This is a genomic window from Pseudoalteromonas luteoviolacea DSM 6061 (assembly GCF_001625655.1).
Lineage (GTDB): Bacteria > Pseudomonadota > Gammaproteobacteria > Enterobacterales > Alteromonadaceae > Pseudoalteromonas > Pseudoalteromonas luteoviolacea.
Genome location: NZ_AUYB01000140.1, coordinates 21,972 through 48,594, shown reverse-complemented (window position 1 = coordinate 48,594; position 26,623 = coordinate 21,972). Strand labels below are relative to the sequence as shown.

Sequence of the window (26,623 nt, the reverse complement as noted above, 5' to 3'; positions counted from 1 at the left end):
CGATTAACTCAGGGCTTTATTGATGCATAATCCAGATTATCTACACCTGTTATTTTACATAGTAGTAAAGTGTATCTTGCTCTGCACCGCTATATGCACCACTGCTATAAGGCCATTGATCAAACTTGACATTATGTTGATACAACGCCGCACCAATACGCATATAACCATCCCCACGGCTCGTTGACTTTGTACTCAAGCTGATAAAGGAGTAATCTAGCCCTGAAGCACTACAGCCAGAGCCTTCTTGCAACCAGATCATCCCAATGTCATACGGCACTGGCGGCTGACTCAAATCAGTCGTTTGCGATAAAGCCACACAATTTGCACTCTCTAGCTTATCTTTATTTAGCTGAGAGACTTTGCCATATTCATCCACAAACATCATACCTGTGGTCATATTATTCTGTATTGCCTGCCATTGTTCACTCGGTAGAACACCCAATTCACTTGGGCTAAGCGGCTGATTTACAGCAATGTTATCTAATCCATCTTTATGGTGCGCAACTAGGGTCCAGCCACCACCATTTACAGTCATTTCACAGTGCGCGTAAAACGGGGCAACGCCTCCCTCTCCATCTGGGTCAATCTCATACATACCTGAGCTTGCGGCTGTATCCTGCTGTTTAATTGAGGCACAGGTAGTGCCCAATGATGGTTCTGGTTCCGTCGGTGGCGTGACCACATCTCCCGAATTTACAAACCCACCAAAGTACTCTAACTCTCCAATAACGCGATAACTATGCCCTTGGGTATTGTGAATCTTCAATCGGACAAATTTACCAACCGCCGGCTGCGATAACTCAATCGTTTGATCTAAACTTTTCACTAGTGAGAATGACTCATGATCAACAAAGTTAACATTGTCATTAGAAACTTGCAGTGTGACATCTTTAACGCCCATACCGGGGTTAGAAGCGGCAGAGTACAACATCACTCTAAAGGCAGTTATATAAGCAGAGGAATTAAAACTCACTTGCAGCCAGTGCTCTTGGGCAAGCGTGGTTAGCCAAATGCCACGTTTGATTTTAGCCGCCGCATCGGCATTAATTTTGGTGGAAGAGTTATAACCATCAAAAGCACCCGACGCACTATCTGCCGCATAATTGTGACTGGAGCTGTATGATGATTCCGTTAAGCCATTTGTGCCAATGAGGGCGATATTCCCATATTGTCCGCTTGTCTCTCCCGGTACCACAGAAAAGGTGTCAGAGGTCGATAAGCGCAGGGACATAGTATCTTTGCCATAGTGAGTATTATCTTGGGCAAACAAGTTATTTTTCATAGATAGAATACTGACCATTTCTAACAAGTGGTTGGTCTCTGAATCTCTTGATTGCTCTTCTTGAAGTAGCAGCTTGCCCTGTAATTTCTGAAATCCAGACTCATTAATCGCTTCTTGAGTCAGGTTAAACGGCGTCCCTTCGTTTGTCGTGCCACTATTTACCTTGTTGTATACAGCTAAATAGCCAATCGACTCCTCAACGTGTGCATTACCAGCTTCTTGTTCGTTGAGGCTAATACCAAATGTCTGTTGAGATGTACTCGATACTCTCAATGAATATGCATCGGGATCATTTTGGGTTTGGCCACTAACAAAAACATGAGGCGCATGGGCAAAGCTCTCACTAAAAAATTGGTGCTTCGAACCACTGCTAAGCGCAAGCTCCCCAGCTTCCCACACACTGCCATCTTCTAGATGATGGCGTCCTTTTTCAACGACCAAAAACGAGACATACTCTTCACCATGAATACCATCTAGATATGACCACTCTTTAAATTGCACGTCAAAGCTACTTGGAGTGACGTTAGAAATGGACACAACGCCAGGCTCTTGATCGTTAAAAGTGGGTACAGACGGAATGATAATTGGGTCGTGATAACCATTGATAGGAATGGTAATTGTCTGGTCCGTTATCGAGACATTTTCAATTAATGTAAAAGCCTGTGAGACAGGTGCCACAGCCGTTAGTAGAGATGCAAATCCGATTGATTTAAGCATTACTAGATCCTTTATAGATTAAAGTACAGACGTGTGTAATTTATTAAGTATCTCATCAATAAGTTACCCACTTTTTTGAAATTTATTGTGTTGGATTATTTAATAATCAGAATTAGCTAAGAAACTACCAAACCCTTGTATGAATGTATTTATATGCACAATAAGACTGTCAATAAATAGAATATTACCATCACTGAAATCATAAAAAACAATTCAAAATTATAAAGTTATAGAGTTTTGAGCATTTAAAAGAAAGGATTCTGAGAGTTCAATAGGCTTAATATCAATTTAATTATTAAACCATTAAAAACAAAAACCCCAGCCGAAGCTGGGGTTTTTACAAGTAAACTTAATTAAAATTAAGCTTTCTTAGGACGTTCAATCACGTCAACTAGCGTCCAAGATTTTTTCTTAGAGATTGGCGCACATTCGCGAATAGTCACGACGTCACCTGCTAGTGCTGTGTTGTTTTCATCATGTGCGTGCAACTTAGTTGTACGCTTGATGAATTTACCGTAGATCGGGTGTTTAACCTGACGCTCGATAGCAACAACGATTGACTTATCCATTTTGTCGCTAACTACACGACCTTGAAGAGTACGGATCTTATCGCTCATTATGCACCTGCCTTCTGGTTGATAACCGTTTTAACACGCGCAATATTGCGACGTACTTTTTTCAGCTCGTGAGTTTGAGCTAGCTGACCAGTGCTCGCTTGCATGCGCAGGTTGAACTGCTCACGAAGAAGCTCTAGAAGTTCAGCTTTAAGCTCTTCTATGCTTTTGTCTTTCAATTCGCTAGCTTTCATTACATTACCGTCCGAGTTACAAATGTTGTTTTGAAAGGTAATTTACGAGCAGCTAGGTCGAATGCTTCACGAGCAAGCTCTTCTGAAACACCTTCCATCTCGTAAAGTACTTTACCAGGCTGAATTTCAGCAACCCAGTATTCAACAGAACCTTTACCTTTACCCATACGAACTTCAAGCGGTTTTTCTGTAATCGGCTTATCTGGGAATACACGAATCCAGATTTTACCTTGACGCTTGATGTGACGCGTCATAGCACGACGAGCTGCTTCGATTTGACGAGCAGTCATACGGCCACGGCCAGTCGCTTTCAAGCCGAAAGAACCGAAGCTAACTTTGTTACCGCTAGTAGCAAGACCACGGTTGCGGCCTTTGTGTACCTTGCGGAATTTTGTACGTTTTGGCTGTAACATTAGTCGCTACCTCTTACTTAGCACTTTTCTTAGCTTTCTTCGGTGCACGTTTAGCTGGCTTCTCTTGCTCTTGTTTCAGTGGAAGACCACCGATAACTTCGCCTTTGAAGATCCAAACTTTAACACCGATGATGCCGTAAGTAGTCAAAGCTTCTGAAGTAGCGTAATCGATATCAGCACGTAGAGTATGTAGAGGTACACGACCTTCACGATACCACTCAGAACGTGCGATTTCAGCGCCGCCTAGACGACCGCTAACTTCAACCTTGATACCTTTAGCACCTAGACGCATTGCATTTTGTACTGCGCGCTTCATAGCACGACGGAACATAACACGACGCTCTAGCTGTGAAGAGATACCGTCAGCAACTAATTGTGCATCTAGCTCTGGCTTACGTACTTCTGCAATGTTGATTTGTGCAGGTACACCAGCAAGCTTAGTTACAGCTTGGCGAAGCTTTTCAACGTCTTCACCTTTTTTACCGATAACAACACCAGGACGAGCTGTGTGAATTGTTACACGGATAGATTTAGCTGGACGCTCGATAACGATTTTAGACACAGAAGCGTTTTTCAATTCCTTAGTAAGGTATTGACGCACTTTGTGATCGCCAAAAAGCTGCTCAGAGAAATCTTTTGTATTCGCGTACCAAGTAGATACCCAAGGCTTTGAGATACCTAGGCGAATACCAGTAGGATGAACTTTTTGTCCCATTACTTATATCTCCTAGCTATCTGAAACCACAACAGTGATGTGGCTTGAACGCTTAAGGATGCGGTCTGCGCGTCCTTTAGCACGTGGCATAATACGTTTCATTGTAGGACCTTCGTCTACAAATACTTTAGCCACTTTAAGCTCATCAATGTCAGCACCTTCGTTGTGCTCCGCGTTAGCGATAGCAGACTCAAGTACTTTTTTAACCAATACAGCCGCTTTCTTCGGGCTATACGCTAGGATTTCTAGCGCGCGATCAACCGGAAGTCCGCGGATCTGATCAGCAACTAGACGTGCTTTTTGCGCCGAACCAGAGGCGAATTTGTGTTTAGCTAATGCTTCCATCATACCCTCCGATTAACGCTTTTTAGCTTTCTTATCCGCAGCGTGACCGCGGTAAGTACGTGTAGGTGCAAATTCACCTAGTTTGTGACCGATCATTTCGTCTGTAACGAATACAGGTACGTGCTGACGACCATTATGGACAGCGATGGTCAATCCGATCATGTTAGGGATGATCATTGAACGACGGCTCCAAGTCTTGATAGGCTTCTTGTCACCGCTTTCCAACGCCTTCTCTACCTTCTTCAGCAAGTGTAGGTCAATGAATGGACCCTTCTTGAGAGAACGTGGCATGGCAATTCCTCAACTATTACTTAGTACGACGACGTACGATAAATTTATCAGTACGCTTGTTCTTACGTGTCTTAGCACCCTTAGTAGGCTTACCCCATGGAGACACAGGGTGACGACCACCAGATGTACGACCTTCACCACCACCGTGTGGGTGGTCAATCGGGTTCATGGCAACACCACGAACTGTAGGACGGATACCACGCCAACGATTAGCACCAGCTTTACCTAGTGAACGAAGCATGTGTTCAGCGTTACCTACTTCACCGATAGTTGCGCGGCAATCCGCTTCAACTTTACGCATTTCACCTGAACGTAGACGTAGAGTCACGTACTGGCCTTCACGCGCTAGGATCTGTACATATGCACCAGCAGAACGTGCAATCTGAGCGCCTTTACCAGGCTTAAGCTCAACATTGTGTACTGTAGTACCTACTGGGATGTTACGCATTGGTAATGTGTTACCAGCTTTGATTGGTGCATCAACACCAGACTGGATTGCATCACCTGCTTTAACACCTTTAGGTGCGATGATGTAACGACGCTCACCGTCTGCATATAATACAAGAGCGATGTTTGCGCTACGGTTTGGATCGTACTCTAGACGCTCAACAACAGCTGGAATGCCGTCTTTAGTGCGTTTAAAGTCAATTACACGATAGTGATGCTTGTGACCACCACCGATGTGACGAACCGTGATACGACCGTTGTTGTTACGACCACCTGATTTAGAGTTTTTCTCTAATAGCGGAGCGTATGGCTTACCCTTGTGTAGATCAGGGTTAACCACTTTAACGACGTGACGACGACCCGCAGAAGTTGGTTTACACTTTTGAAGTGCCATAATTCTAACTCCCCTTATTACTCGGCGCCGCCGACAAAGTCTAGCTCGCTGCCTTCTTTAAGAGTAACGTAGGCTTTCTTCCAGTCTGAACGACGGCCGAAACGCATGCCTGTACGCTTTGTTTTACCCTTAACGTTTAGAGTGCGAACACCAGTTACTTCTACTTCAAAAAGCTTTTCAACAGCTGCTTTAACTTCAGCTTTGTTTGCATCTTTTGCTACTTTGAACACAATAGTGTTGTTCGCTTCAGCAGAGATAGTGCTTTTCTCAGAGATGTGTGGAGCAAGAATTACTTTTAAAAGACGTTCTTCACTGATCATGCTAATGACTCCTCAAGTTGCTTCACAGCACCTGCAGTAATTAGAACCTTATCGAAAGCGATTAGGCTTACTGGGTCGATGCCAGCTACGTCACGAGTATCAACCTTGTACAGGTTACGAGATGAAAGGAATAGATTCTCATCTACTTCTTCAGTCACGATTAATACGTCTTTTAGCTCAAGCTCTTTAAGCTTAGCTACTAGTTCTTTAGTCTTAGGTGCTTCTAAACCGAAGTTTTCAACAACAACAAGACGTTCTTGACGAACTAGTTCAGATAAGATGCTCTTGATCGCACCGCGATACATCTTACGGTTAACTTTTTGGCTGTGATCTTGCGGCTTAGCTGCAAAGCTCACACCACCGCTGCGCCAGATTGGGCTGCGGATTGTACCAGCACGTGCACGGCCAGTACCTTTTTGGCGGAATGGTTTCTTACCACCACCACGTACTTCAGAACGCGTCTTCTGAGCTTTAGTACCTTGACGAGCACCTGCTGCGTAAGCAACAACTACTTGGTGTACTAATGCTTCGTTAAACTCACGTCCAAAAGTAGCTTCGGAAACTTCAAGCGCACCAGCGCCTTTAATTGCTAATTCCATCACTAAATCTCCAGGACTTATGCTTTAACAGCAGGTTTAACGATAACGTCGCCGCCGATAGCGCCAGGTACTGCACCTTTAACTAAAAGCAGGTTACGCTCAGCGTCAACACGAACTAGTTCAAGGTTCTGTGTCGTAGAACGAACATTACCCATTTGACCGGCCATTTTCTTACCTTTGAAAACTTTACCAGGAGACTGGTTTTGACCGATTGAACCAGGAGCACGGTGAGATAGAGAGTTACCGTGTGTAGCGTCTTGCATGCTGAAGTTCCAGCGCTTAACACCACCTTGGAAACCTTTACCTTTTGAAGTACCAGTAACGTCTACTTTTTTCACTTCAGTGAAAAGTTCAACAGTTAGTTCTGAACCTACTTCAAACTCACCTTCTCCGCCGTTAAGACGGAATTCCCACAGGCCACGACCCGCTTCAACGCCAGCTTTAGCGAAGTGACCCGCTGCTGGTTTGTTTACACGGCTTGCTTTTTTCTCGCCTGCAGTAACTTGAAGCGCGTTATAACCGTCTGTAGCGTCAGATTTGATCTGAGTTACACGGTTAGGCGTCGCTTCGATAACTGTCACAGGGATAGATACACCATCTTCAGTGAAGATACGTGTCATACCCACTTTACGACCGACTAGACCTAATGCCATTTTCCTAAAACCTCTCTAATCTTTCGATTAACCCAGGCTGATTTGAACATCAACACCAGCAGCAAGGTCTAGGCGCATTAGAGCGTCTACAGTCTTGTCAGTTGGTTCTACGATGTCGATCAGACGTTTATGGGTGCGGATTTCATACTGATCACGCGCGTCTTTGTTTACGTGCGGAGAGATCAATACAGTGAAACGCTCAAAACGCGTAGGTAGTGGGATTGGACCACGTACCTGAGCACCAGTGCGCTTCGCAGTTTCCACGATTTCCGCCGTTGATTGGTCAATCAAACGGTGGTCAAAAGCTTTTAGGCGAATACGAATGCGTTGATTTGACATTCTTAAACCTCAATTAAAAGAGCATTTAAAAAGAGCATAAAAAAACCGCCGAAACTATCTTAAAATACCTAAGAAGTCGGTTGTTCTTTTATTTCTACCATTGAATTCCAAATCGGAATTCCTGTTTAATAGCCTGAAATCCAGACTTTTCATTTTACTTTCACCGGCCAGAAGCCGAGAAAGTTTGCACATTATAAGGATACTGGTGATAAATGCAACAACAAAATACAATAATTTTACTGGCTCTGCACTACACTGGTTCTTTTACTGTAAGCACTCGATGCAATGTAAATCTGTGGCACTTTTTAACGTCATCTTTGTCGAGTCTGTTTTGTCTGCGTACTATACTGTTCAATAGAGGTGATGAAGTAACACAGGCAGAGATGACAAAAGTATGGCACTACGTTGTATTCTGCGGGCTCCACTAGAACTCACTGGACCATGGTCAGTCCAGTTAATCCCTGATATTCTATTGCAAAAATTAATACTTGGTACTGCGTATGCGCTTAATTTCACAATGTCTCAATGTGCTCGCTCGGTGGACAAATTGGCTACTGGTAAAGAGCAAACTGTTGCCGGAAGACCCCATTGCACAGTTTGAACTCGACCCTAACCTACCAACGTTTTATGTTACTCGGTTAAACTCATATGCAGATCTTGCAGCATTAGACCGTATGTGTAAGCAGCTTGGTCTACCAAGCCCAATGCAATCACAAAAAATCGGCAATACTGAAGTACCCCGTTTCATCGCAATGCAGAACCCCACTCCACTGTTTTCTAATACAGCTAAGCCCAGTGATGCATTGCAGTTGAGTAAAGAAATCTTTCACGCCTTGAAAGCAAACCCCGAAACTAAAGCACAAATCCTCCCTGTTTCAGTTTTTTGGGGCCGAGATCCCGGTAAAGAAAAGCCAGGTCTTGCAACCTTACTCGGCCACTCTCTTACCCCTAGCTGGTTAAGAAAAAGCTTTGTGGTATTGTTTTCTGGACGCGATAACTTGGTGCGCTTTTCTGCTCCTATTGATGTTGCACAGCTGATGAACGACAAAGCGGACGTCGAAGAGCTCCCACAAAAGCTATTACGTGTTGCTCGCGTGCATTTCCGACGCCAGCAACTTGCAGCCACAGGCCCCAAGCTGCCCTCGAGAGAAGCCCTCTTCAACTCTATTCTTGCAGCACCCAACATAAAAAAAGCGATAGCAGAGGAAGCCAAATCAAAAGGTCTCAGTCATCACGAAGCACGATTGAATGCACAAGAGTTACTCGATGAAATTGCAGCAAACTATTCTGATGCAATGGTCAGAGTGGCAGATCGTGTTTTAACTTGGCTATGGAACAAACTATACAATGGGATCGAAGTAAAATACGCTGATCAAGTGCGTACACTCGCAGACAAAGGCCACGAAATCATCTATGTGCCCTGTCATCGCAGTCACATGGATTATCTACTTTTGACCTATGTAATCTATCACCAAGGGTTGGTACCACCTCATATTGCTGCGGGAGTGAATCTTAATTTCTTCCCCGCGGGTGGTATTTTTAGACGCTCTGGGGCTTTCTTTATACGTAGGTCATTTGCAGGTAATAAGCTGTATTCTGCGGTATTTAAAGAGTACCTCAGCCAGCTCTTTATTAAGGGCTACTCAGTCAAGTTTTATACCGAGGGTGGACGCAGTCGTACGGGCCGACTACTGCCACCAAAAACAGGGATGCTGGCCATGACAATGCAATCTATGTTGCGCGGGATCGATAGACCTATCTCAATCGTGCCAGTCTATATTGGCTACGAACATGTCATGGAGATAAACACGTATCTCAAAGAACTTGCGGGCAGTAACAAGAAAAATGAATCTGTATTAGGGGTATTTAAAGCAATTAAAAACCTTCGTAATTATGGTCGTGGTTACTTAAATTTTGGCCAACCAATACATTTAAACCAATACTTAAATGAGCATCAGCCAGACTGGCGCCAATCTATAACCGCCGACGAAGCACCTAAACCACAGTGGTTGAATGGTCAAGTAGCTAACGTTGCGGACCAAATAATGACGAATATCAATGCCAGTGCAGCATTAAACGTCATTAACTTGTTAGCGACCATATTATTAAGTAATGAACAGTTTGCGCTCAGTAGGCAAAAGCTCATTGAACAACTACGTTTTTACATGTCACTACAAAAGCAAGCCAAATACAGTGACTATGTCACTCAACCAAATGAAGATGCAGAAGCACTGCTTGAGCATGCTCTTAAGCTTGAAAAGTTAGAGGTATTGCAAGACAGCTTAGGTGACATCATTACGATCAAAGAAAAAGAACGCACACTGTTTAATTATTATCGTAACAACATTTTGCATTTGTTCGCAGTACCAAGCGTAATTGCGCAAATGCTATTTAATCGTTACGAAGTGACACTACAAGAATGTGAAGAAAAACTCTCCACACTTTATCCCCTATTTGCTAAAGAGTGGTTCTTGACCCCAATCCGCGAAGGCTATATTCAAGACATACTGAATAGCTTTGCTGACCATAAATTAATTTCCTTTGACGGTGTAAAAGCATGCACCAATAAGGACAATAGCGCGCTCACAAAATTAGAGATGTTAGGCAAAGTGTGCCATCTGACTTTAGAACGCTATGCCATCACCAGCAGCTTGATATTGAAACATCAAGATATCAAACGCGCGGAGTTAGAAAGTGAAAGCGAAATTTTAGCCAATCGTTTGGGGACGCTGCATGGCATAAAAAGTCCTGAATTCTTTGATAAAAAGGTGCTCAGTAACTTTATCAATACTTTACGAGAGCAAGAGGTTATTTCTATTTCTGAACAGCAAACCATCAGTGCAGCTGCACCATTGAATCAATTGCAACAGCATCTCAATGATTTATTGCCAGCACGGATCTGGCAATCAATTCACGACACACTTTAACAGACTATGCGTCAGTACTTAATTAGCGCTGACGCATCACTCCTTCTTGAATAGTTGAGGCAACCAACTCACCTTGGCGATTATAGAATTGCCCACGAACTAACCCTCTACCATTACTCGCACTAGGGCTATCCACGCTGTACAGCATCCAATCATCTAGTCTAAACGGACGATGGAACCACATTGCATGATCTATGGTCGCCACTTGCATATTGGGCTGCATAAAAGAAAGTCCGTGCGGCTGCAACGCCGTTGGTAAAAACTCAAAGTCAGATGCATACGCTAATAGATAGTTATGAATACGCCTTTCATCGGGCATCGTGCCATTCGCTTTAAACCACACATGGCGCTTCGCAGGTGCTTTTTGAGGCTGGAAAGGGTTTTGAAAATTAACCGGACGAATGTCTAACGGCATTTCTTGCGTAAATTTGGGCCTTAAAGCTTTGGGGATTAATTCTGCGTTGTCTTGGTAAAACTGCAGTGCAGACTTTAATGTCTCAGGTTTGGGCACGATTGGCATTTCACTTTGGTGGGACATACCCGGTTCATCCCCTTGGAAAGATGCCGTCATATAAAAAATCGGTTTGCCGTATTGAATTGCACTCACTCGGCGAGTACTAAAACTACGTCCATCACGAATATTTTCAACATCATAAACAATCGGCTTACTCGCATCTCCTGGGCGCAAAAAATATGAATGCAACGAATTGACATAGCGACCTTCTGGTAGCGTGTATTTCGCTGCAGAGAGCGCCTGCCCCATCACTTGGCCACCAAATACTTGTGGGAAACCAAGATCTTGGCTTTGACCTCGATATATTCCTTGCTCTATTTCTTCCAAACTTAATAAATCAAGTAAGTCTTGCAACACCTGACTCATGCCCACCTCACCATTGTAGTTACTGCAATTACTGATAATAATACACTAATCTACTTTTAAATGAGTATTTATAATGGCTTATTGGTTATTCAAAACAGAACCTGACGCGTATTCCCTTACTGACTTAAAGAATGCACCGCAACAAAGTACCTTTTGGGAAGGGATAAGAAACTACCAAGCACGTAATTTTATGCGTGATGATATGCAAGTCGGTGACCTTGTATTTATTTATCACTCTAGCTGTAAAATACCTGCGGTCGTTGGTATTGCAAAAGTTACCAAAGCAGCTGAAACCGATCCATATCAATTTGACGCTTCCAGTGATTACTACGACCCCAAATCAGACCCAGACAACCCTCGCTGGATAGGAGTAACCGTACAATATGTTGAGCAGTTGCCAACTCCTGTCACGCTCAAAGCCATCAAAGCGAATGACGACATCATTGACTTAGCGCTAAAAAAAGCAGGTCGGTTATCCATCATGCCGGTCACCGGTGAAGAGTGGCAACACATTGTTGCGATGTCACAATTATGATCAACTAGGCTTTTTACCTCGGCGAGTTTTAACTCGCCCCTCTTTTGGAATCATCGTGACGTAAAGCAAAAGTGCTAGCCAAGAAAAGAATAAGGTGCCTATCAGCCAACCATTTTTCTCATGGCCTTTGGAACGTTTACTGCCTGCAATCAAACCAATTGGGGCAATGTATAGACAGACAGCAAAAACCAGTAACATCAGCTCGTTCATAACTGCTCCCAAGCTACCTCATTTTCGAGTACTCGCTGTGGTGCAATGTAATGAATAATATCTCCCGCCTGAATGCCATAATCTAACGGTGGATTGAGATCCATGTTTTGACCACTTCTATCATGAGCAATGCCTAATAAAGTGGCATTGTGTCGCTCTTTAAAAAACATAAATAACTGTCCAAACTGGCATGCTTTAACCGACTCTGGTAACTCCAAACTGAATTGGGTATCGCCATGCAGTGTTGAGAGCAGTTCTTCTTGTATTCTACTTGAACCAGGATCCTGCATAGAACGCACCAATATTTCGGCAGACATTGCCGATGAGCATTCCACATTGGCGCAGTGTAAACGCAACAACCGCGCTTTGGTTTCATCTAAAAAGTGTGCACTTATATGTGCGCCAAGCTTTACCATTGGACTTAGCTTGAGTGCCGTCGTAAAGGTATGGTCATCATCTTTACCATCTACGATTAATTTATCTGCGTATTCAACCGCCGCCCTTTTTAACTGCTCATCATCCGTAAAACTAACTAAACGAACAAAATCAACTTGAGGAAAACGCAGCAAGGGGTGCTCCATGTCTTCTTGCACAGCTAGGACAATACGCCTGTCCACGCGTTTATTGTCTGCAAGAATAAACTCAATCATTTTTTCTGTCCGCGTAGGATGCCAACCAAAAATAATGATGTGATCTTTGAGATGTGAAAAATTCTTATCGCCCTTCATAGCCCTTTTTACCCATAATGTAATCTCTTGTCCGACTTTACCGAGTAACACACCAAACAGTGCTAGACCAAACGGTATCTGAAATAATGCAACCACCCATCGGCCAAACCCCGTTGTCGCACTAAAGTCTCCGTACCCCACAGTGGATGTCGTCACGACGTAGTAATAAATATACGTATCTAGCGGCAACAAAGCCCGTTCTTGCGCTATCCACAGTAATCCCCAAGTAAGCAACATATGGCAAACCGTTGCCAATAACAAAATTTCCCAGCTTGCTCTATTTATATGTGTTTGGATCTGGACCAGTATGCGCTTTAATATTATTGGCATTCATTATCCTAACTTTGTGCATCGTTCCTTACCTCACATCTTCTTACAGTGACAGAGCAAGTCAATGCTTTGACGAGAAAAAGTTGTATTTACCAGCGCATTTTGGCAAACCAGACTTTTCTTCTTTATGAAGTAAAGAACTCGTAATTTTTGTATTTATATGTGTATACTTTGGGAAGCAGCAAGAGTATGAGGTGAAAATATGGCGGGCGTATTAGCTTCGGTCGACCAACGTACACAGTTGGTGGGTGAGAATCGATTGGAATTGTTGCTATTTCATTTACATAGCCGACACCTATTTGCGCTAAACGTATTCAAAGTCAAAGAAGTCGTAAAATTACCACACCTCAATAAAATGCCCAATGCACACCCCAAAATTGCGGGCGTGACAAACATTCGCGGTGAATCAATTCCGGTCATAGATCTTAGGCAAGCCATTTGTATGCCTGACACTGAGTACGACAGTGACAGCAATTTAGTTATCACAGAGTACAACCGCACAGTTCAAGCATTCTTAGTCGGTAAAGTCGACCATATCGTCAACACTACCTGGTCTGATATCATGCCCACGCCAAAGTCCGTAGGGCGAAACCACTATTTAACAGCATTGACAAAAATCCAGCGCGATGGAACAGAGCATATTGTCGAAATCATTGATGTGGAAAAAGTACTAGCCGAAATTGTCGACTACGATGTTGAGATCCCTGAAGGCATTCTTGATCAAGCGATACTCAATCAGTTTCAAGGCCGAAAGATACTTCATGCTGACGACTCTCCAACAGCTCGACGCCAAGTCTCTGACACCCTTGCTCAGCTTGGTATAGAGATAATTCCTGCCACCGATGGCCAAGAGGCGCTAAATTTACTTAAACACTGGGCAGATGAAGGCATAGACGTAAACAAACAGTTGATGGCCGTGATAACGGATGCTGAGATGCCCGTGATGGATGGGTATCGACTAACCTACGAAATTCGCAATGACGATCGACTCAAGGATCTGTATGTCATCCTCAACACCTCTTTAAGTGGTAGCTTTAACCAAGCAATGGTTGAAAAAGTGGGGTGTAATGCATTTTTATCTAAGTTTCAGCCAGATCTGTTAGTTCAAGAAATGCAAAAAAGGCTAAAACAGGTTTTAGAGTCATAGACTGTATAAAAAGACAGTAAAGAAGAAAATAAATACACTTACATTTCAAAATCTTAGGATTTCACTTGTTGAAACCTCCCACGAAAACTGGGCTTTAAATGCGACGCTAGGTATACTTTGCCCTCACTTTTCGAAATAGGCGCAAAGATGGACGTATCTGAATTACTTGATGGCTTGAATGACAAGCAAAGAGAAGCGGTTGCTGCACCGCTTAGTAACATGCTCATTCTCGCGGGTGCAGGCTCTGGTAAAACAAGAGTATTAGTGCACCGGATCGCTTGGTTAATGCAGGTCGAACACGCGTCTCCCTACAGCATTTTTGCTGTGACTTTTACGAACAAAGCCGCCAAAGAAATGCGTACTCGTGTTGAAGAGACACTTCAGAGCCCTGTAGGCGGTATGTGGATAGGTACTTTCCACGGCTTGTCCCACCGTATTTTGCGCGCGCACCATCGAGAAGCAAATTTACCGGAGTCGTTTCAGATCCTCGACTCTGACGATCAACAACGTATGATCAGGCGCTTACTCAAGGCCATGAATATCGATGAGAAAAAATGGCCAGCAAAACAGCTCAGTTGGTACATCAGCGCACGTAAAGATGAAGGATTACGTCCAAAAGATATCCAAGCCTACGATGCGACCGAACAATTAATGCTCAATGTCTATACAGCATACCAAGAGGCCTGCGATAGAGCTGGCTTGGTCGATTTCGCAGAAATATTGTTACGTTGTTATGAGTTATTGCAACAGCAGCCCACTTTACTCCGTCACTATCAACAGCGCTTTAGACACATGCTAGTAGACGAGTTCCAAGATACAAACAGCATCCAGTATCAGTGGCTGCGACTACTTGCCGGTGGTGAAAACAACATTATGATTGTTGGCGATGATGACCAAAGTATTTACGGCTGGCGTGGAGCGAAAATCGAAAACATCAAACGCTTCTTGCAAGACTTTGATGCCGACACCATTCGTCTAGAACAAAACTACCGTTCAACCGCAACCATTTTGAAAGCGTCAAACGCGTTAATCCAAAATAACTCCGAGCGCATGGGTAAAAGCCTTTGGACTGAAGGTAATCAAGGCGAACCTATTTCTATTTATGCTGCATTCAATGAACTAGATGAAGCGCGCTTTACAATCGGAAAAATCAAATCTTGGTTGCAAGATGGCAATGCACTGACCGATTGTGCCATTTTATACCGCAACAATGCGCAGTCACGTGTATTGGAAGAAGCTTTACTTCAAGAAGGACTCAAGTATCGCATTTATGGCGGCATGCGATTTTTCGAACGCCAAGAGATCAAAGATGCATTATCCTACTTACGTCTGATCAGCAATCGCAATGATGATGCTGCATTTGAGCGAGTGATCAACACACCTGCTCGTGGTATTGGTGATAAAACACTGAGCCATATTCGCGACTGTGCTCGTAATGAATCATTGCCACTATGGTATGCCGCCAAAGCGGTAATTGAGCAACAACACTTAGCGGGACGCGCTGCAACAGCGGTTACTCGCTTTATTGAATTGGTCGAACAACTTGATGAAAAACTCGTCGAGTTAGAACTGGCAGAGCAAGCGAAAACAACTATTGAGCATTCAGGACTCTTAGCCATGTACCAGGCAGAAAAAGGCGAGAAAGGCCGTGCTCGAGTAGAAAACTTAGAAGAATTAATCAACGCCTGCGGCCAGTTCGAACTCCCTGTAGAAGAAGAGTTTTCCTCACCATTACAGGGTTTTTTGGCATACACATCACTAGAGTCCGGTGAAGGACAAGCAGATGAACATGAAGATGCCGTACAAATGATGACCTTACACTCGGCTAAAGGCCTAGAGTTTCCTTTGGTGTTTATGGTAGGCGTAGAGGAAGGCATGTTCCCATCTCAACAGAGTCATGAAGAGTCGGGCAGGTTAGAAGAAGAGCGTCGCCTTTGCTATGTAGGTATGACCCGCGCGATGCAAAAACTCTATATTAGCCACGCTGAAAGCCGCCGATTATATGGACAAGAAAAATACCATAGCCCTTCTCGCTTTTTACGTGAATTGCCTGAAGAGTGTATTGAAGAAATCCGCATCAAAACCCAAGTTTCAAGGCCAGCGAGCACCAATCGTTTCAGTGCTTCAGTCAGTCATGCTGCTTTTGAAGACAGTGGGTTCAATTTGAGCCAGCGCGTGTTACATCCTAAGTTTGGTGCTGGAACAGTACTCAATTATGAAGGTAGTGGTGCGCAATCACGTATTCAAGTGAACTTTGATGATGTTGGCACCAAATGGTTGGTCACGGCTTATGCTCGACTCCAAGCAATTTAACCTCCCATCACTACTTGGCGAATTAGCACAGGCACGACATCGCCAACTTCTGATTCTGTGTGGTCGTCGGCAATGGGCTATCACACAATATCAAGCAATCGCAGGTGATAAGCCTGCGCTTGCATTGAGCAACGATACACAGTTTTATCGCGCCATTTGGCCTCAGCACCTGCATCAGATCCTCGGTCAAGAATTTCAATTTGTCTGCTATGACGGATACAGTGGCATAATTCCCAATAAATTAGCCGCAGCAGCTGGAACTGTGCAAGCAGGAGGCTTACTAATACTGCTAATGCCAGAGCTCACCACACTTGAGAATTGGTGTGATCCAGCACTCAACAAGTGGCTATCTGAAGGAGAAAAACCCGATTCCAGTTTGTTTTTAGCACGTTTAGCTAAGCTCATCGCCCAGTATAATTCCTGGTACATCAGCGAAAGTGGCGAGTCTCAATTGCCGCTGCAATACAAGGCGCCTAGACAAACACTTAATCTCACACAGCAAAATAATTTAATATCGAGTATTGCTAGGCACCTCACAACCAAAACACCATCACCCGTGCTGCTTAGTGCCGATCGTGGACGAGGTAAATCAGCGGCGCTTGGTCTTATTGCCGCACAATTCAAAGACCAAAGCATTGTGATCTGTGCACAGCAACGGCGAGCAGTACAAAATAGTTTTAAACACTTGGCCAGAGCATTCGGAATTGAAGAGCCAAGTGTCCAACAAAATAGCTTACACAACCTAACCTACATGCCGCCAGATGTCTTGCTCTCTTCTCAACTTGAGATGGACATACTACTCATTGACGAAGCTGCCGCTATCCCAGTGCCAATTTTAAAAAAACTATTATCACGCTGTAATAGGATTATCTTTGCCAGTACCTTGGTGGGATATGAAGGGAATGGCCGTGGCTATACACTGCGCTTTCAAAACCACTTAAAAGCGCATTTCCCTCGCTATTTATCGTGCCAGTTAGATGAACCTATTCGCTATGCGGCCAATGACCCATTAGAAAATCAAATGCGCCAGATATTTGCATTGGATAGCCAACTTACAGCGCCAACTGAAGTCAAGCCCGACTTAATACAATATCAGCTTATTGAGCGCGCAGATTTACTCAATGACGACGCGTTATTGAGGCAAGTCTTTGCTTTATTAGTATTGGCTCACTATCAAACTTCCGTAAATGACTTACGGCAACTACTAGATAGCCCAAGCAATCGGCTTTTTATTGCCAAGCAAAATGAACTCCTTATCGGAGTCTGTCTGGTGGGTATTGAAGGTGGTTTAGACCAAGAACTGGCTGCACAAATTGCACAATGCACTCGTCGCCCAGCAGGCCATATGATGGCGCAGCAGTTGTCCCAGCTACAAGGTGATACTGACTTTATCACTCACAAAGGCGCACGGATTGCACGCATAGCAATAGCACCAGAACTACAAAAGCAAGGGATTGGTCAGACGCTGATTAGTTTTGTTATCAAACATTTACGCAATCAAGTCAGTTACTTTGGCAGCAGCTTTGGTGCCCAAGCTCAGTTACTTCGCTTTTGGCAAAAGCTGGGCTTTGAGGCAATGAAAATGGGTTACAAACAGGATAAATCTAGCGGCGAGTTTGCAATTATAGTTGTACATAAGAATACGACTTTGAACATATCCACGGTGCGCTCACAATTTAAAACTCAATTGTTTTTTGATTTGCCAGTATTATACCGAGATCTGCCTTGGCAACTGGTTTATGAGCTGTGTCGCACCCTACCCGCCAACGAATTAACACAAGCTAACTTGGAGCAGATGGATTATTTAGCAAACAAGCCCTCTACACAGCAACAAGTTGCACCTGTGCTTTACGACGCCATAATGGCACAACCAAACTTGCTCTCGGCATTAGCAAACATTTCCCAAATGCGTTTGATTCTACTATTATTACAGCGCCATCAGCCAAAAGACTTAGGCTCAGAACTAAGGGTAGAATCAAAGAAACAATTACAGCAAGTTTACCAACAGTTGTTATCGGAAGTTTATGCTGAAATCACTTGTACAAAGCGCCCTATTTAGTGGCTTATTTTTATTACACTCAGTCACTTATGCAAATCCAGAACGCATAAAGCTCGGTATGAGTGTCGCCTTAAGTGGTCCTGCCAGCCATATTGGCATACAGCTCAAAGGCGGCCACCAGCTCTACTTTGATTATGCCAACCAGCATGTACTTGATGACAAGATGACATTGGATCTATTGGTCTTAGATGATGGCTACGAGCCAAACCGTACAGTTGATAATACCCATTACTTGCTACAGCATCACAAAATTCATGCCCTCATTGGCAATATGGGCACCCCCACTACGCATGCGATCAAAGAGATTTTAAAGCGCCACCAGCTACCTTTGCTTATGCCTTACACCGGTGCAAACTTTCTATATCAAAGTCCCCAATTTCCAACGTTTGCACTGCGTGCCAGTTATTTGGAGGAAGCTGAGGAACAAGTTAAATACCTTGTAGAAGAACTGGGACATAAAAAAATAGCGTTATTTATACAAGCTGATGAGTTTGGATTAACACTTGAACAAAGCCACAGACAAGCACTACGAGATAAAGGTATCGAGCCCGTTGTCATAGCGCGTTTTCGGCGTAATACCAACGATGTCGCTCGAGCTTTAACGCAAATTTTACTCACGGATACGACTGCAATAGCCATGATAGGCACTTATGAACCTTTGGCTGCATTTATTAATCAAGCTCACAGAGCTGGGTTTAGAGGCACCTATACTAGTGTCTCGTTTGTCTCGTCTACCGCCCTATTTGAAAATATTATTATCCCCGCACAAGTCATGGTAACCGAAGTACTCCCAAATCCGACAACTTGCACAGGGCAGATCTGTACGTTGTATCGTAAACTCTCAAAAGACAAAAAGCGCGTTATCAGTTATCCTGCATTTGAGGGGTTCGTAAATGCCTATATCTTTATTGCAGCACTCAAACATTGCGACGTTAAATCGTTTTCAACCTGTATAGTACCTGCCATAAGAAAAGAGCGCGAAACAAACCCAATAATCAAAGCGCTTTTTAAACAACAAAAAAGCCATACGGCTTACCCTGTCTATAGGTCTTATTTGAAATATTGATCTATGCTTAGTACAAGCAAATAATGTTTGAGGCTAGCATGGATCTGATCAACTTTAGAGTAGGAAAAAAAACAATATCACTCAAGATATTAGATATTTTGCTCACTGAGCGGTACGAAGGAAATTTAACGTCTTTACCCAACGAAAACCCTAGTTTTCTCGGGGTTAAAGATTACATGGGAACACCTACCCCCATTTTTGACTTAGGGCTTATCTTAAACAATCAATCTTCCTATGAAACAAATCAGTCCCTTGTAGAACTATTGCAGCTACGCGAACAAGATCATAAAGCTTGGCTCTCTGAGCTTGAGCTCAGTGTGCACAACGATGTCCCATTCACCAAATCCAGAGATCCCAAGCAAACAGATTTTGGTAAATGGTTTTATAACTTTAAAACCGACAATGAAGACCTAAAAGCCATATTAAGCCGCTTCGAAGGCCCGCATGATAGGTTACATAGCATCGCTGATGAAGTACTTAACCTGTGTAGCAAAGGAAAAAAAGACCAAGCATTAGCAACCTTAGAGAAAGAAAAACTCACCACTTTTACTAAACTGATCCGGCTTTTTGAGTCTGCTCGAGATCAAATTATATTAGATCATAAACCCATTATCGTGTTCACCACTGAAGACGGACAACAACCCCATATTGGGCTTTTAGTAGACAGGGTAGAGGATAATATTCACTGCGATGAATCGGATATTAAACCTCTTCACGAAATGACCAACGTTGGCTTTGATATCGACCCTCAAACCAAGAAGATGATGAAAGGTCTCATCAAACAAGGGGACAATCACAGCCTAGTGTTAGATCCCAGTGCGATATTTAGGCCTGAACATTTACAGGATTATGAACCCGTCGAAACAGAAGAGTACGGATTATTCTAGACAAACAAAAACGCCGCGGTAAACGCGGCGCTTTTCTATCGCTATATTAGCAATTAGCCTTTAGCTTGACGGCTCGCGCGCTTACGCTCACTTTCAGTTAATAGCTTCTTACGAATACGAATGCTCTCAGGCGTTACTTCTACCAGCTCGTCATCATCGATGAACTCAAGTGCTTGCTCAAGTGTCATTACGATTGGTGGCACAAGGTTTTGCGCTTCATCTGTACCAGATGCACGAACGTTCGTTAGCTGCTTACCTTTAAGTGCGTTAACTGTAAGGTCATTATCACGTGCGTGAATACCGATGATCATACCTTCGTATACTTCAACACCGTGACCGATGAATAGTTTACCACGGTCCTGTAGGTTGAATAGTGCGTTAGTCAGTGCTTTACCTGCCGCGTTTGCGATTAGTACACCGTTTTTACGTTGACCAATGTTACCGCCTTTGTGTGGGCCGTAGTGATCAAACGTGTGGTACATAAGACCAGAACCAGACGTTAGCGTCATAAAGTCAGTTTGGAAACCGATAAGACCACGTGAAGGCATCATGAAGTCCATACGAATACGACCTTTACCATCTGGTGCCATGTCAGTCATTTCAGCTTTACGCAGACCAAGTTGCTCCATGATAGAACCTTGGTGCTCTTCTTCAACGTCAACCGTTACTGTTTCATATGGTTCTTCTAACTGACCATCTACTTCGCGAAGGATTACTTCAGGACGAGATACAGCAAGCTCGTAGCCTTCACGACGCATGTTTTCAATTAGGATACCTAAGTGAAGTTCACCACGACCAGATACACGGAAGCTATCTGGGTTGTCAGTTTCTTCAACGCGCAGTGCTACGTTATGTACAAGCTCAGCTTGAAGACGTTCTAGGATGTTACGTGAAGTAACAAACTTACCTTCTTGACCCGAGAATGGAGAAGTATTTACAGAGAAGGTCATTGTTACTGTAGGCTCATCAACAGACAGTGCAGGTAATGCTTCAACAGCGTTTACATCACATACTGTATCTGAAATTTTCAGCTCACCTAGACCTGTGATTGCAATGATGTCACCCGCTTGCGCTTCTTGCGCTTCGTGACGGTCAAGACCTAAATAAGTCAGTACTTGGCCAACTTTACCGTTACGTGTATTACCATCAGCACCAACAATTGTTACCTGCTGGTTTACTTTAACAGTACCGCGCTTGATACGACCAACACCGATTACACCGATGTAAGAGTTGTAGTCTAGCTGAGAGATCTGCATTTGGAAGTCGCCAGCTGGATCTGCGTCTGGCTGTTCTACTTGCTCAACAATCGCTTCGAACATAGGTTGCATGTTGTCTGACGGCTCGTCTAAATCTAGTGTTGCCCAACCATTGATTGCTGACGCGTAGATTACTTGGAAGTCAAGTTGCTCGTCCGTTGCGCCTAAGTTGTCAAATAAGTCGAAAACTTGGTCCATTACCCAATCAGGACGCGCGCCAGGCTTGTCGATCTTGTTGATAACAACGATAGGCTTAAGACCTAGTGCGAACGCTTTTTGCGTTACGAAACGCGTTTGTGGCATTGGGCCTTCTTGTGCATCAACCAGTAGAAGTACAGAGTCAACCATTGATAGTACACGTTCTACCTCACCACCAAAGTCGGCGTGTCCCGGGGTGTCTACGATATTGATGTGGTAGTCGTTCCACTCAATGGCGGTGTTTTTCGCCAAGATCGTGATACCACGCTCTTTTTCAATATCATTTGAATCCATTACACGCTCTTCGTTGCCACCGCGTGTCTCTAATGTGCCAGATTGTTCTAGCAGCTTATCGACTAGGGTAGTTTTACCGTGGTCAACGTGTGCGATAATCGCAATATTTCTTAACTTTTCAATGCTCATTACTGTTACTCAGAGAAGTTGGCCTTCAGTGATCCTAGTCGATCCACGCAATTTTGCGCGCCTAAGATACCGTTCCACTATTAAAGGTCGCGTATTATCCCCTAATAATGTGACAGATGAAAGTTTATCCAGTGATTTTTTGCCGTTTTACCTGTTTTTCTCACTTTATGGCGCCAAATTCGACATGCTTAAATGGTTATTGTCTGTTCCTTTAAGAAATACTAAACTCCATGTAAACCGATGGCACAATCGGTAAGCATATAAACAAAGGATAGAAAATGACGACTCAGTCGCTGATTTTGATTGTGGAAGACAATCGAGAGGTACGCTTAGCTGCACGTTTTGTGTTAGAGGACTTCGGCTATCAAGTCGAAGAAGTCGAAAACCCTGTACAAGCACATGAATTTCTCTCCCATACCCAGCCTGCTTTGATTATGCTCGACATGAACTTTGATCTCGACTCTACCTCAGGCGAAGAAGGACTGCGCTTTCTGCGAGGACTCAAGCGAGACGCCATCGACGTTCCAGTGATCGCCATGACTGCCTGGTCAAACACGGATTTAGTGGTACAGGCCATGCAACTGGGCGCTGTCGACTTTATTGAAAAACCTTGGCAAAACCAGCGTCTTGAGCAAGTGATTCAACAGCAACTGAAAATATCAAGACTGCAAAAAAATAATTCAGCCCTCAGCCAAGCTCTCGCGCCAAACGGGGATGACCCCATTTGGCAAAGCACGTCAATGCAGCAATTAATGGCCCAGCTCAGCGCCGTAGCCCAAACGGATGCCAATATCCTTATAACTGGTGAAAATGGCGTAGGGAAAAGCCATATTGCCACTTGGGTTCATAACCAGTCTTTACGAAACACACAGCCGTTTATTTCACTCAATATGGCCGCCATTCCTGAACAGTTATTCGAAAGCGAGCTGTTCGGTCATGTGAAAGGCGCATTTACGGATGCCAAAGCTGAGCGCGTGGGCCGCTTTGCATTAGCCGACAAAGGCACCTTATTTTTAGATGAAATAGGAACTCTGCCACTTGCTCAGCAGGCCAAGCTGCTGCGCGTGCTTGAAACCGGCGAATTTGAAATGGTGGGATCTAGCAAAACTTTGACCAGTAATGTGCGGCTTATTAGCGCAACCAATGCTGAATTTGAGCAACTCATTGCCAAAGGGGAGTTCCGGCAGGACTTATATTATCGTCTCAATACATTCGCGTTTACTATTCCTGCACTGCGAGAACGGGTTGATGACATTGTGCCACTCGCCGAGCACTTTTTGGCAAAACATGGCAGTAAGTATAACAAGCAAGATGTCACTATTGGTCCTTGCGCGAAGCAAGCATTGATGCGATACAGCTGGCCCGGTAATACGCGGGAGCTGAGCCATTTAATGGAAAGAGCGGTGTTACTTTGCCAAGCCGGTGTCATTCTAGCCACCGATCTACATCTGCCTAATACACTAGATAGCAATGCCATCGACTCGCTTCCAGAGGTGACATTAGAACAAGCCGAAAGACATTTAATTAAGCAAGCACTGAGTAAATTTTCAGGCAATAAAAACAAAGCAGCACAGCAGCTGGGGATCACCAAACAGGCACTGTATCGAAGGTTAGAAAAATATGCGTTGGAAGACTAGTAGCTTAGAGGGCTTTTGGAAAAGACAGTGCCTACTGCTAATCCTAGTGCAAATGAGTTTACTCACGGTTTGTTGGCAGTTTGGTGTTTCTCAGCCACACCCCATTTTCAATACTGTCACAATCAGTTGTTTAATCACTTGGTTAGGGGCAACTATTTGGATATTCCACCGTGTTATCACACAGGTAAAATCCTCGTATGGGCGCAGTACAACCCAGCTTGAGTCCTGTCGGCAACAAGACTTTAGCCAGCAAGCAAAAGCCCGTTTTACTACAGGTATCATTGGTGAGTTCCATCACCAACTAAACAAACTAAGTAATGACTTACTGGCAACAAAAAACAATGAAGACAAAGAGTCAATCTTACTTCTTCGCCTTGTTAAACAATTAAATACGCCGATATTGGTGTTTGACGAGCGCTTGCAACTGAGCCTCGGCAATCAAGCATGCACAACGTTATTCAATCAACCATGGCAAACCTTACGCTTTACCAACGCTGCACGACTCGGTTTAGGTAACCAGCCTGATTGGCATTTCAAAGATGAAAAGCGCCAACAACGCTGGCAAGTACGCCACAGTAACTTTAACCACAACGGCCATACCTATCATTTGTTGGTGATGACGGATATCCAAATAGCGCTGAGAGAGCAAGAGCTCAAAGCATGGCAGCGCTTGATACGGGTTATTAGTCATGAGATCCGTAACTCTCTCACCCCAGTCAGTACCATGTTAGAGAGACTCCGGCATAGGTCAAGCAATGAGCGAGATAGTGCTGCTTTTGATGTCATTGTGGAACGCTGTGAGCACCTAGCTGAATTCGTGAAACGCTATGCACAGTTACAACAAAGCGTCACAGTAAAGGCCACAGTTCAGCCTTTTTCACAACTTTGTATGGAACTGAGCGCCTTATTTCCTCAGGCAAATTGGCAACTAGAAGGCCAACACCTCACGCTCAATTGCGATGTGATGTTACTCAAGCAAGTGCTTATCAACTTAACTAAAAATGCATTGGAAGCCTGCTCGGACACACCGCAAATCACGCTATCACTGAAACTGAAAAATCACGCTGCGACGATTTGCTTAACAGACAACGGTCATGGGCTCATTAACCCCGATAACCTGTTTGTGCCTTTTTATTCCACTAAGGAGCGCGGTGAAGGTATCGGCTTAATGTTATGCCAACACCTGACTGAACAAATGAGTGGCCAATTGCAATTAGTTAACCGCGCTGATGGTCAACAAGGTGCTAGTGCCGTTATCACATTAGCGCAACCCACTCACTAAGCGTCCGAATTTGATAAAGCCAAGTCCGGTTTCGGACCTTGCTTTATTAGGTCAGCCCCATAAAAAACCAAAACCATATAAAAAACAAAAACTTAAAATTTGGTACATAGCTTGCTCAATCCTTTGCATCATCAATAAATAATAAAGATAAATATGGACGTCGTAAAATCAAAAACAGTCACGCCAAAAAACTCTCTCAAGAGAAAAATCACGGCTATGGTCGTCTGTGCCTCTGTGCTAGGCGGTGTGTTTCACTTCACTTCATCATCGAGTTCCACCAGTCTGCAACAGAACAACTTGATTGTCGCAACGGTACAACGGGGTGATCTAGCTATTCAAGTGGATGGATATGGCGTCCTACGCTCTAATCAACAAAAGCTGTTAACTGCACAAAGCAGTGCTACGGTCAGTGAAATACTGTTGCGCCCAGGTGCCATTGTGACACCGGACTCTGTGATTTTAAGAATGCAAGATCCCGACCTCAAGCAGTCGATTGAAACAGCACGTATGGCACTTGAAGAACAAGAAGCTAATTTACGTCGTCAAAAGCTTGCTAACCAGCGAGAGCGCTTATCAGAAAAAGCCACGCAAGCACAATTGGAAAGCGAGTATCAATCACTGGTACTGCGCCGTCAAGCGCAGCAAGTACTTCGGGACCAAGGAGTTATCCCTGCCATAGATGTGCAAACTGCAGAGCTCGAAGAGCAGCAGCTAGGTGCACGTACTGAGCTACAGCGCCAACGAATTACGCAACTGGCACAATTACACCAAGAAGACATCGAGATATCTCAACAACAGGTAAACCAAGCGCGCTCAAATTTGGCAAGACTAGAGCAACGCGCTCAGCAACTCGAAGTCACTGCGGGGATCAGCGGTACCATCCAACACCTCGCCGTTGAGCTTGGTCAAAGTGTGTCGGCAGGACAAGAATTAGCGCAAGTGGGGAGCAACTCAGACTTACAAGCACTGATCCGCATACCACAATCAAAAGCGGAGCAAATCAAAGTCGGACAACCCGCAACTATCGATACCCGACGTGAACGCGTTCCCGCTGCCGTTACTCGGATCACGCCACAAGTGCAAGACGGCACTATCGAAGTGGAGCTGTCTTTTACCGAGGGAGTACCTGAGTCGGCTAGACCAGAATTAAGCGTAGAAGCACAGATCCTCACAAATCAATTAAGCAACGCTTTATATGTCGAACGACCAGCAAACAAGCAAGCCCATAGCGCAACCGAGCTTTACATCATCGATGGAGACCAAGCTGTTGCAACCACAGTACGATTCGGCGAAGACGCAGGTCGACATTTGCAAATTCTACAAGGTGTGCAAGAAAACCAACGTGTCATTCTCTCTGATATGACACCGCACAGCGAGCATAAGGCCATCACGTTACTTTGAACCCAATAACAAGAATTA

The 26,623-nt window shown here is 44.1% G+C and carries 26 protein-coding genes; 10 read left to right on the top strand and 16 right to left on the bottom strand.

Annotated elements, in window-relative coordinates:
* Positions 1-49 precede the first annotated feature (49 nt).
* The 12 genes from N475_RS22060 to rpsJ all read right to left on the bottom strand — a co-directional run bounded on the left by N475_RS22060 (position 50) and on the right by rpsJ (position 7,326).
* Entirely contained in the window at positions 50-2,002 is a 1,953-nt protein-coding gene (locus tag N475_RS22060; protein ID WP_063356903.1) for a discoidin domain-containing protein, read from the bottom strand.
* Between the two features lie 359 nt (positions 2,003-2,361).
* Positions 2,362-2,619, bottom strand: coding sequence for a 30S ribosomal protein S17 (gene rpsQ / locus N475_RS22055; protein ID WP_023398452.1), 258 nt, complete (start codon positions 2,617-2,619; stop codon positions 2,362-2,364).
* Positions 2,619-2,810 carry a 50S ribosomal protein L29 gene (gene rpmC / locus N475_RS22050; protein WP_063356904.1) on the bottom strand — a complete coding sequence of 64 codons (192 nt, stop codon included), beginning with the start codon at positions 2,808-2,810 and terminating at the stop codon, positions 2,619-2,621. The genes rpsQ and rpmC overlap by 1 nt, the downstream gene beginning before the upstream one ends.
* Positions 2,810-3,223, bottom strand: coding sequence for a 50S ribosomal protein L16 (gene rplP / locus N475_RS22045; RefSeq protein ID WP_023398454.1), 414 nt, complete (start codon positions 3,221-3,223; stop codon positions 2,810-2,812). Before rplP ends, rpmC begins: the two co-directional genes overlap by 1 nt.
* 13 nt (positions 3,224-3,236) lie before the next feature.
* A complete protein-coding gene (gene rpsC / locus N475_RS22040; protein ID WP_023398455.1) occupies positions 3,237-3,938 on the bottom strand; it encodes a 30S ribosomal protein S3 in 702 nt (233 codons plus the stop codon).
* Between the two features lie 12 nt (positions 3,939-3,950).
* Entirely contained in the window at positions 3,951-4,283 is a 333-nt protein-coding gene (gene rplV / locus N475_RS22035) for a 50S ribosomal protein L22 (RefSeq protein ID WP_010386167.1), read from the bottom strand.
* Positions 4,284-4,295: 12 nt separating this feature from the next.
* Positions 4,296-4,574, bottom strand: coding sequence for a 30S ribosomal protein S19 (gene rpsS / locus N475_RS22030; RefSeq protein WP_010367084.1), 279 nt, complete (start codon positions 4,572-4,574; stop codon positions 4,296-4,298).
* A gap of 16 nt (positions 4,575-4,590) precedes the next feature.
* Complete coding sequence (gene rplB / locus N475_RS22025) at positions 4,591-5,415, bottom strand: 50S ribosomal protein L2 (RefSeq protein ID WP_023398456.1); 825 nt, start codon at positions 5,413-5,415, stop codon at positions 4,591-4,593.
* 17 nt (positions 5,416-5,432) lie between these two features.
* Entirely contained in the window at positions 5,433-5,735 is a 303-nt protein-coding gene (gene rplW, locus N475_RS22020) for a 50S ribosomal protein L23 (RefSeq protein ID WP_023398457.1), read from the bottom strand.
* Complete coding sequence (gene rplD, locus N475_RS22015) at positions 5,732-6,334, bottom strand: 50S ribosomal protein L4 (RefSeq protein WP_023398458.1); 603 nt, start codon at positions 6,332-6,334, stop codon at positions 5,732-5,734. Before rplD ends, rplW begins: the two co-directional genes overlap by 4 nt.
* 17 nt (positions 6,335-6,351) lie before the next feature.
* On the bottom strand, positions 6,352-6,987 hold the full coding sequence (gene rplC / locus N475_RS22010; protein WP_010376387.1) for a 50S ribosomal protein L3: 636 nt from the start codon (positions 6,985-6,987) through the stop codon (positions 6,352-6,354).
* A 27-nt stretch (positions 6,988-7,014) separates the two neighbouring features.
* Complete coding sequence (rpsJ, locus tag N475_RS22005) at positions 7,015-7,326, bottom strand: 30S ribosomal protein S10 (protein WP_005495349.1); 312 nt, start codon at positions 7,324-7,326, stop codon at positions 7,015-7,017.
* A 500-nt stretch (positions 7,327-7,826) separates the two neighbouring features.
* Here rpsJ and plsB point away from each other — a divergent pair, with 500 nt between their 5' ends.
* On the top strand, positions 7,827-10,253 hold the full coding sequence (gene plsB / locus N475_RS22000) for a glycerol-3-phosphate 1-O-acyltransferase PlsB (protein ID WP_063356905.1): 2,427 nt from the start codon (positions 7,827-7,829) through the stop codon (positions 10,251-10,253).
* Positions 10,254-10,275: 22 nt separating this feature from the next.
* On the opposite strand, the gene tesB is transcribed toward plsB, so the two are convergent.
* Positions 10,276-11,133: an acyl-CoA thioesterase II gene (gene tesB / locus N475_RS21995; protein ID WP_063356906.1), complete on the bottom strand. Its 858-nt coding sequence runs from the start codon at positions 11,131-11,133 to the stop codon at positions 10,276-10,278.
* Between the two features lie 73 nt (positions 11,134-11,206).
* Here tesB and N475_RS21990 point away from each other — a divergent pair, with 73 nt between their 5' ends.
* Positions 11,207-11,668, top strand: coding sequence for an EVE domain-containing protein (locus N475_RS21990; RefSeq protein ID WP_063356907.1), 462 nt, complete (start codon positions 11,207-11,209; stop codon positions 11,666-11,668).
* Here N475_RS21990 and N475_RS21985 read toward each other — a convergent pair whose 3' ends face one another.
* Positions 11,669-11,878, bottom strand: a complete 210-nt coding sequence (locus N475_RS21985) for a hypothetical protein (RefSeq protein ID WP_063356908.1) — start codon at positions 11,876-11,878, stop codon at positions 11,669-11,671.
* The gene (locus tag N475_RS21980; protein ID WP_063356909.1) at positions 11,875-12,936 is read right to left on the bottom strand and encodes a potassium channel family protein; all 1,062 of its coding nucleotides are present in this window, start codon (positions 12,934-12,936) and stop codon (positions 11,875-11,877) included. The genes N475_RS21985 and N475_RS21980 overlap by 4 nt, the downstream gene beginning before the upstream one ends.
* 202 nt (positions 12,937-13,138) lie before the next feature.
* Here N475_RS21980 and N475_RS21975 point away from each other — a divergent pair, with 202 nt between their 5' ends.
* The 5 genes from N475_RS21975 (at position 13,139) to N475_RS21955 (ending at position 20,408) form a co-directional block, all read left to right on the top strand.
* Positions 13,139-14,083 (top strand): chemotaxis protein CheV, encoded by a 945-nt coding sequence (locus tag N475_RS21975; RefSeq protein WP_063356910.1) that lies wholly within the window; start codon positions 13,139-13,141, stop codon positions 14,081-14,083.
* Positions 14,084-14,230: 147 nt separating this feature from the next.
* A complete protein-coding gene (gene uvrD / locus N475_RS21970; RefSeq protein ID WP_063365969.1) occupies positions 14,231-16,396 on the top strand; it encodes a DNA helicase II in 2,166 nt (721 codons plus the stop codon).
* Positions 16,341-18,455, top strand: a complete 2,115-nt coding sequence (locus N475_RS21965) for a GNAT family N-acetyltransferase (protein WP_081232487.1) — start codon at positions 16,341-16,343, stop codon at positions 18,453-18,455. The genes uvrD and N475_RS21965 overlap by 56 nt, the downstream gene beginning before the upstream one ends.
* A complete protein-coding gene (locus tag N475_RS21960) occupies positions 18,421-19,521 on the top strand; it encodes an ABC transporter substrate-binding protein (RefSeq protein ID WP_063356913.1) in 1,101 nt (366 codons plus the stop codon). The genes N475_RS21965 and N475_RS21960 overlap by 35 nt, the downstream gene beginning before the upstream one ends.
* A gap of 38 nt (positions 19,522-19,559) precedes the next feature.
* Complete coding sequence (locus N475_RS21955; RefSeq protein WP_063356914.1) at positions 19,560-20,408, top strand: chemotaxis protein CheW; 849 nt, start codon at positions 19,560-19,562, stop codon at positions 20,406-20,408.
* 53 nt (positions 20,409-20,461) lie between these two features.
* On the opposite strand, the gene typA is transcribed toward N475_RS21955, so the two are convergent.
* On the bottom strand, positions 20,462-22,285 hold the full coding sequence (gene typA / locus N475_RS21950) for a translational GTPase TypA (RefSeq protein WP_063356915.1): 1,824 nt from the start codon (positions 22,283-22,285) through the stop codon (positions 20,462-20,464).
* Positions 22,286-22,563: 278 nt separating this feature from the next.
* On the opposite strand from typA, the gene N475_RS21945 reads away from it, so the two are divergent.
* From N475_RS21945 to N475_RS21935, 3 genes are all read left to right on the top strand, one after another.
* Positions 22,564-23,922, top strand: coding sequence for a sigma-54-dependent transcriptional regulator (locus tag N475_RS21945; protein WP_063365968.1), 1,359 nt, complete (start codon positions 22,564-22,566; stop codon positions 23,920-23,922).
* Positions 23,906-25,204, top strand: a complete 1,299-nt coding sequence (locus N475_RS21940; protein ID WP_063365967.1) for a sensor histidine kinase — start codon at positions 23,906-23,908, stop codon at positions 25,202-25,204. The genes N475_RS21945 and N475_RS21940 overlap by 17 nt, the downstream gene beginning before the upstream one ends.
* Before the next feature lie 153 nt (positions 25,205-25,357).
* Positions 25,358-26,605 carry an efflux RND transporter periplasmic adaptor subunit gene (locus tag N475_RS21935; RefSeq protein WP_063356918.1) on the top strand — a complete coding sequence of 416 codons (1,248 nt, stop codon included), beginning with the start codon at positions 25,358-25,360 and terminating at the stop codon, positions 26,603-26,605.
* The last annotated feature ends 18 nt before the right edge of the window (positions 26,606-26,623 follow it).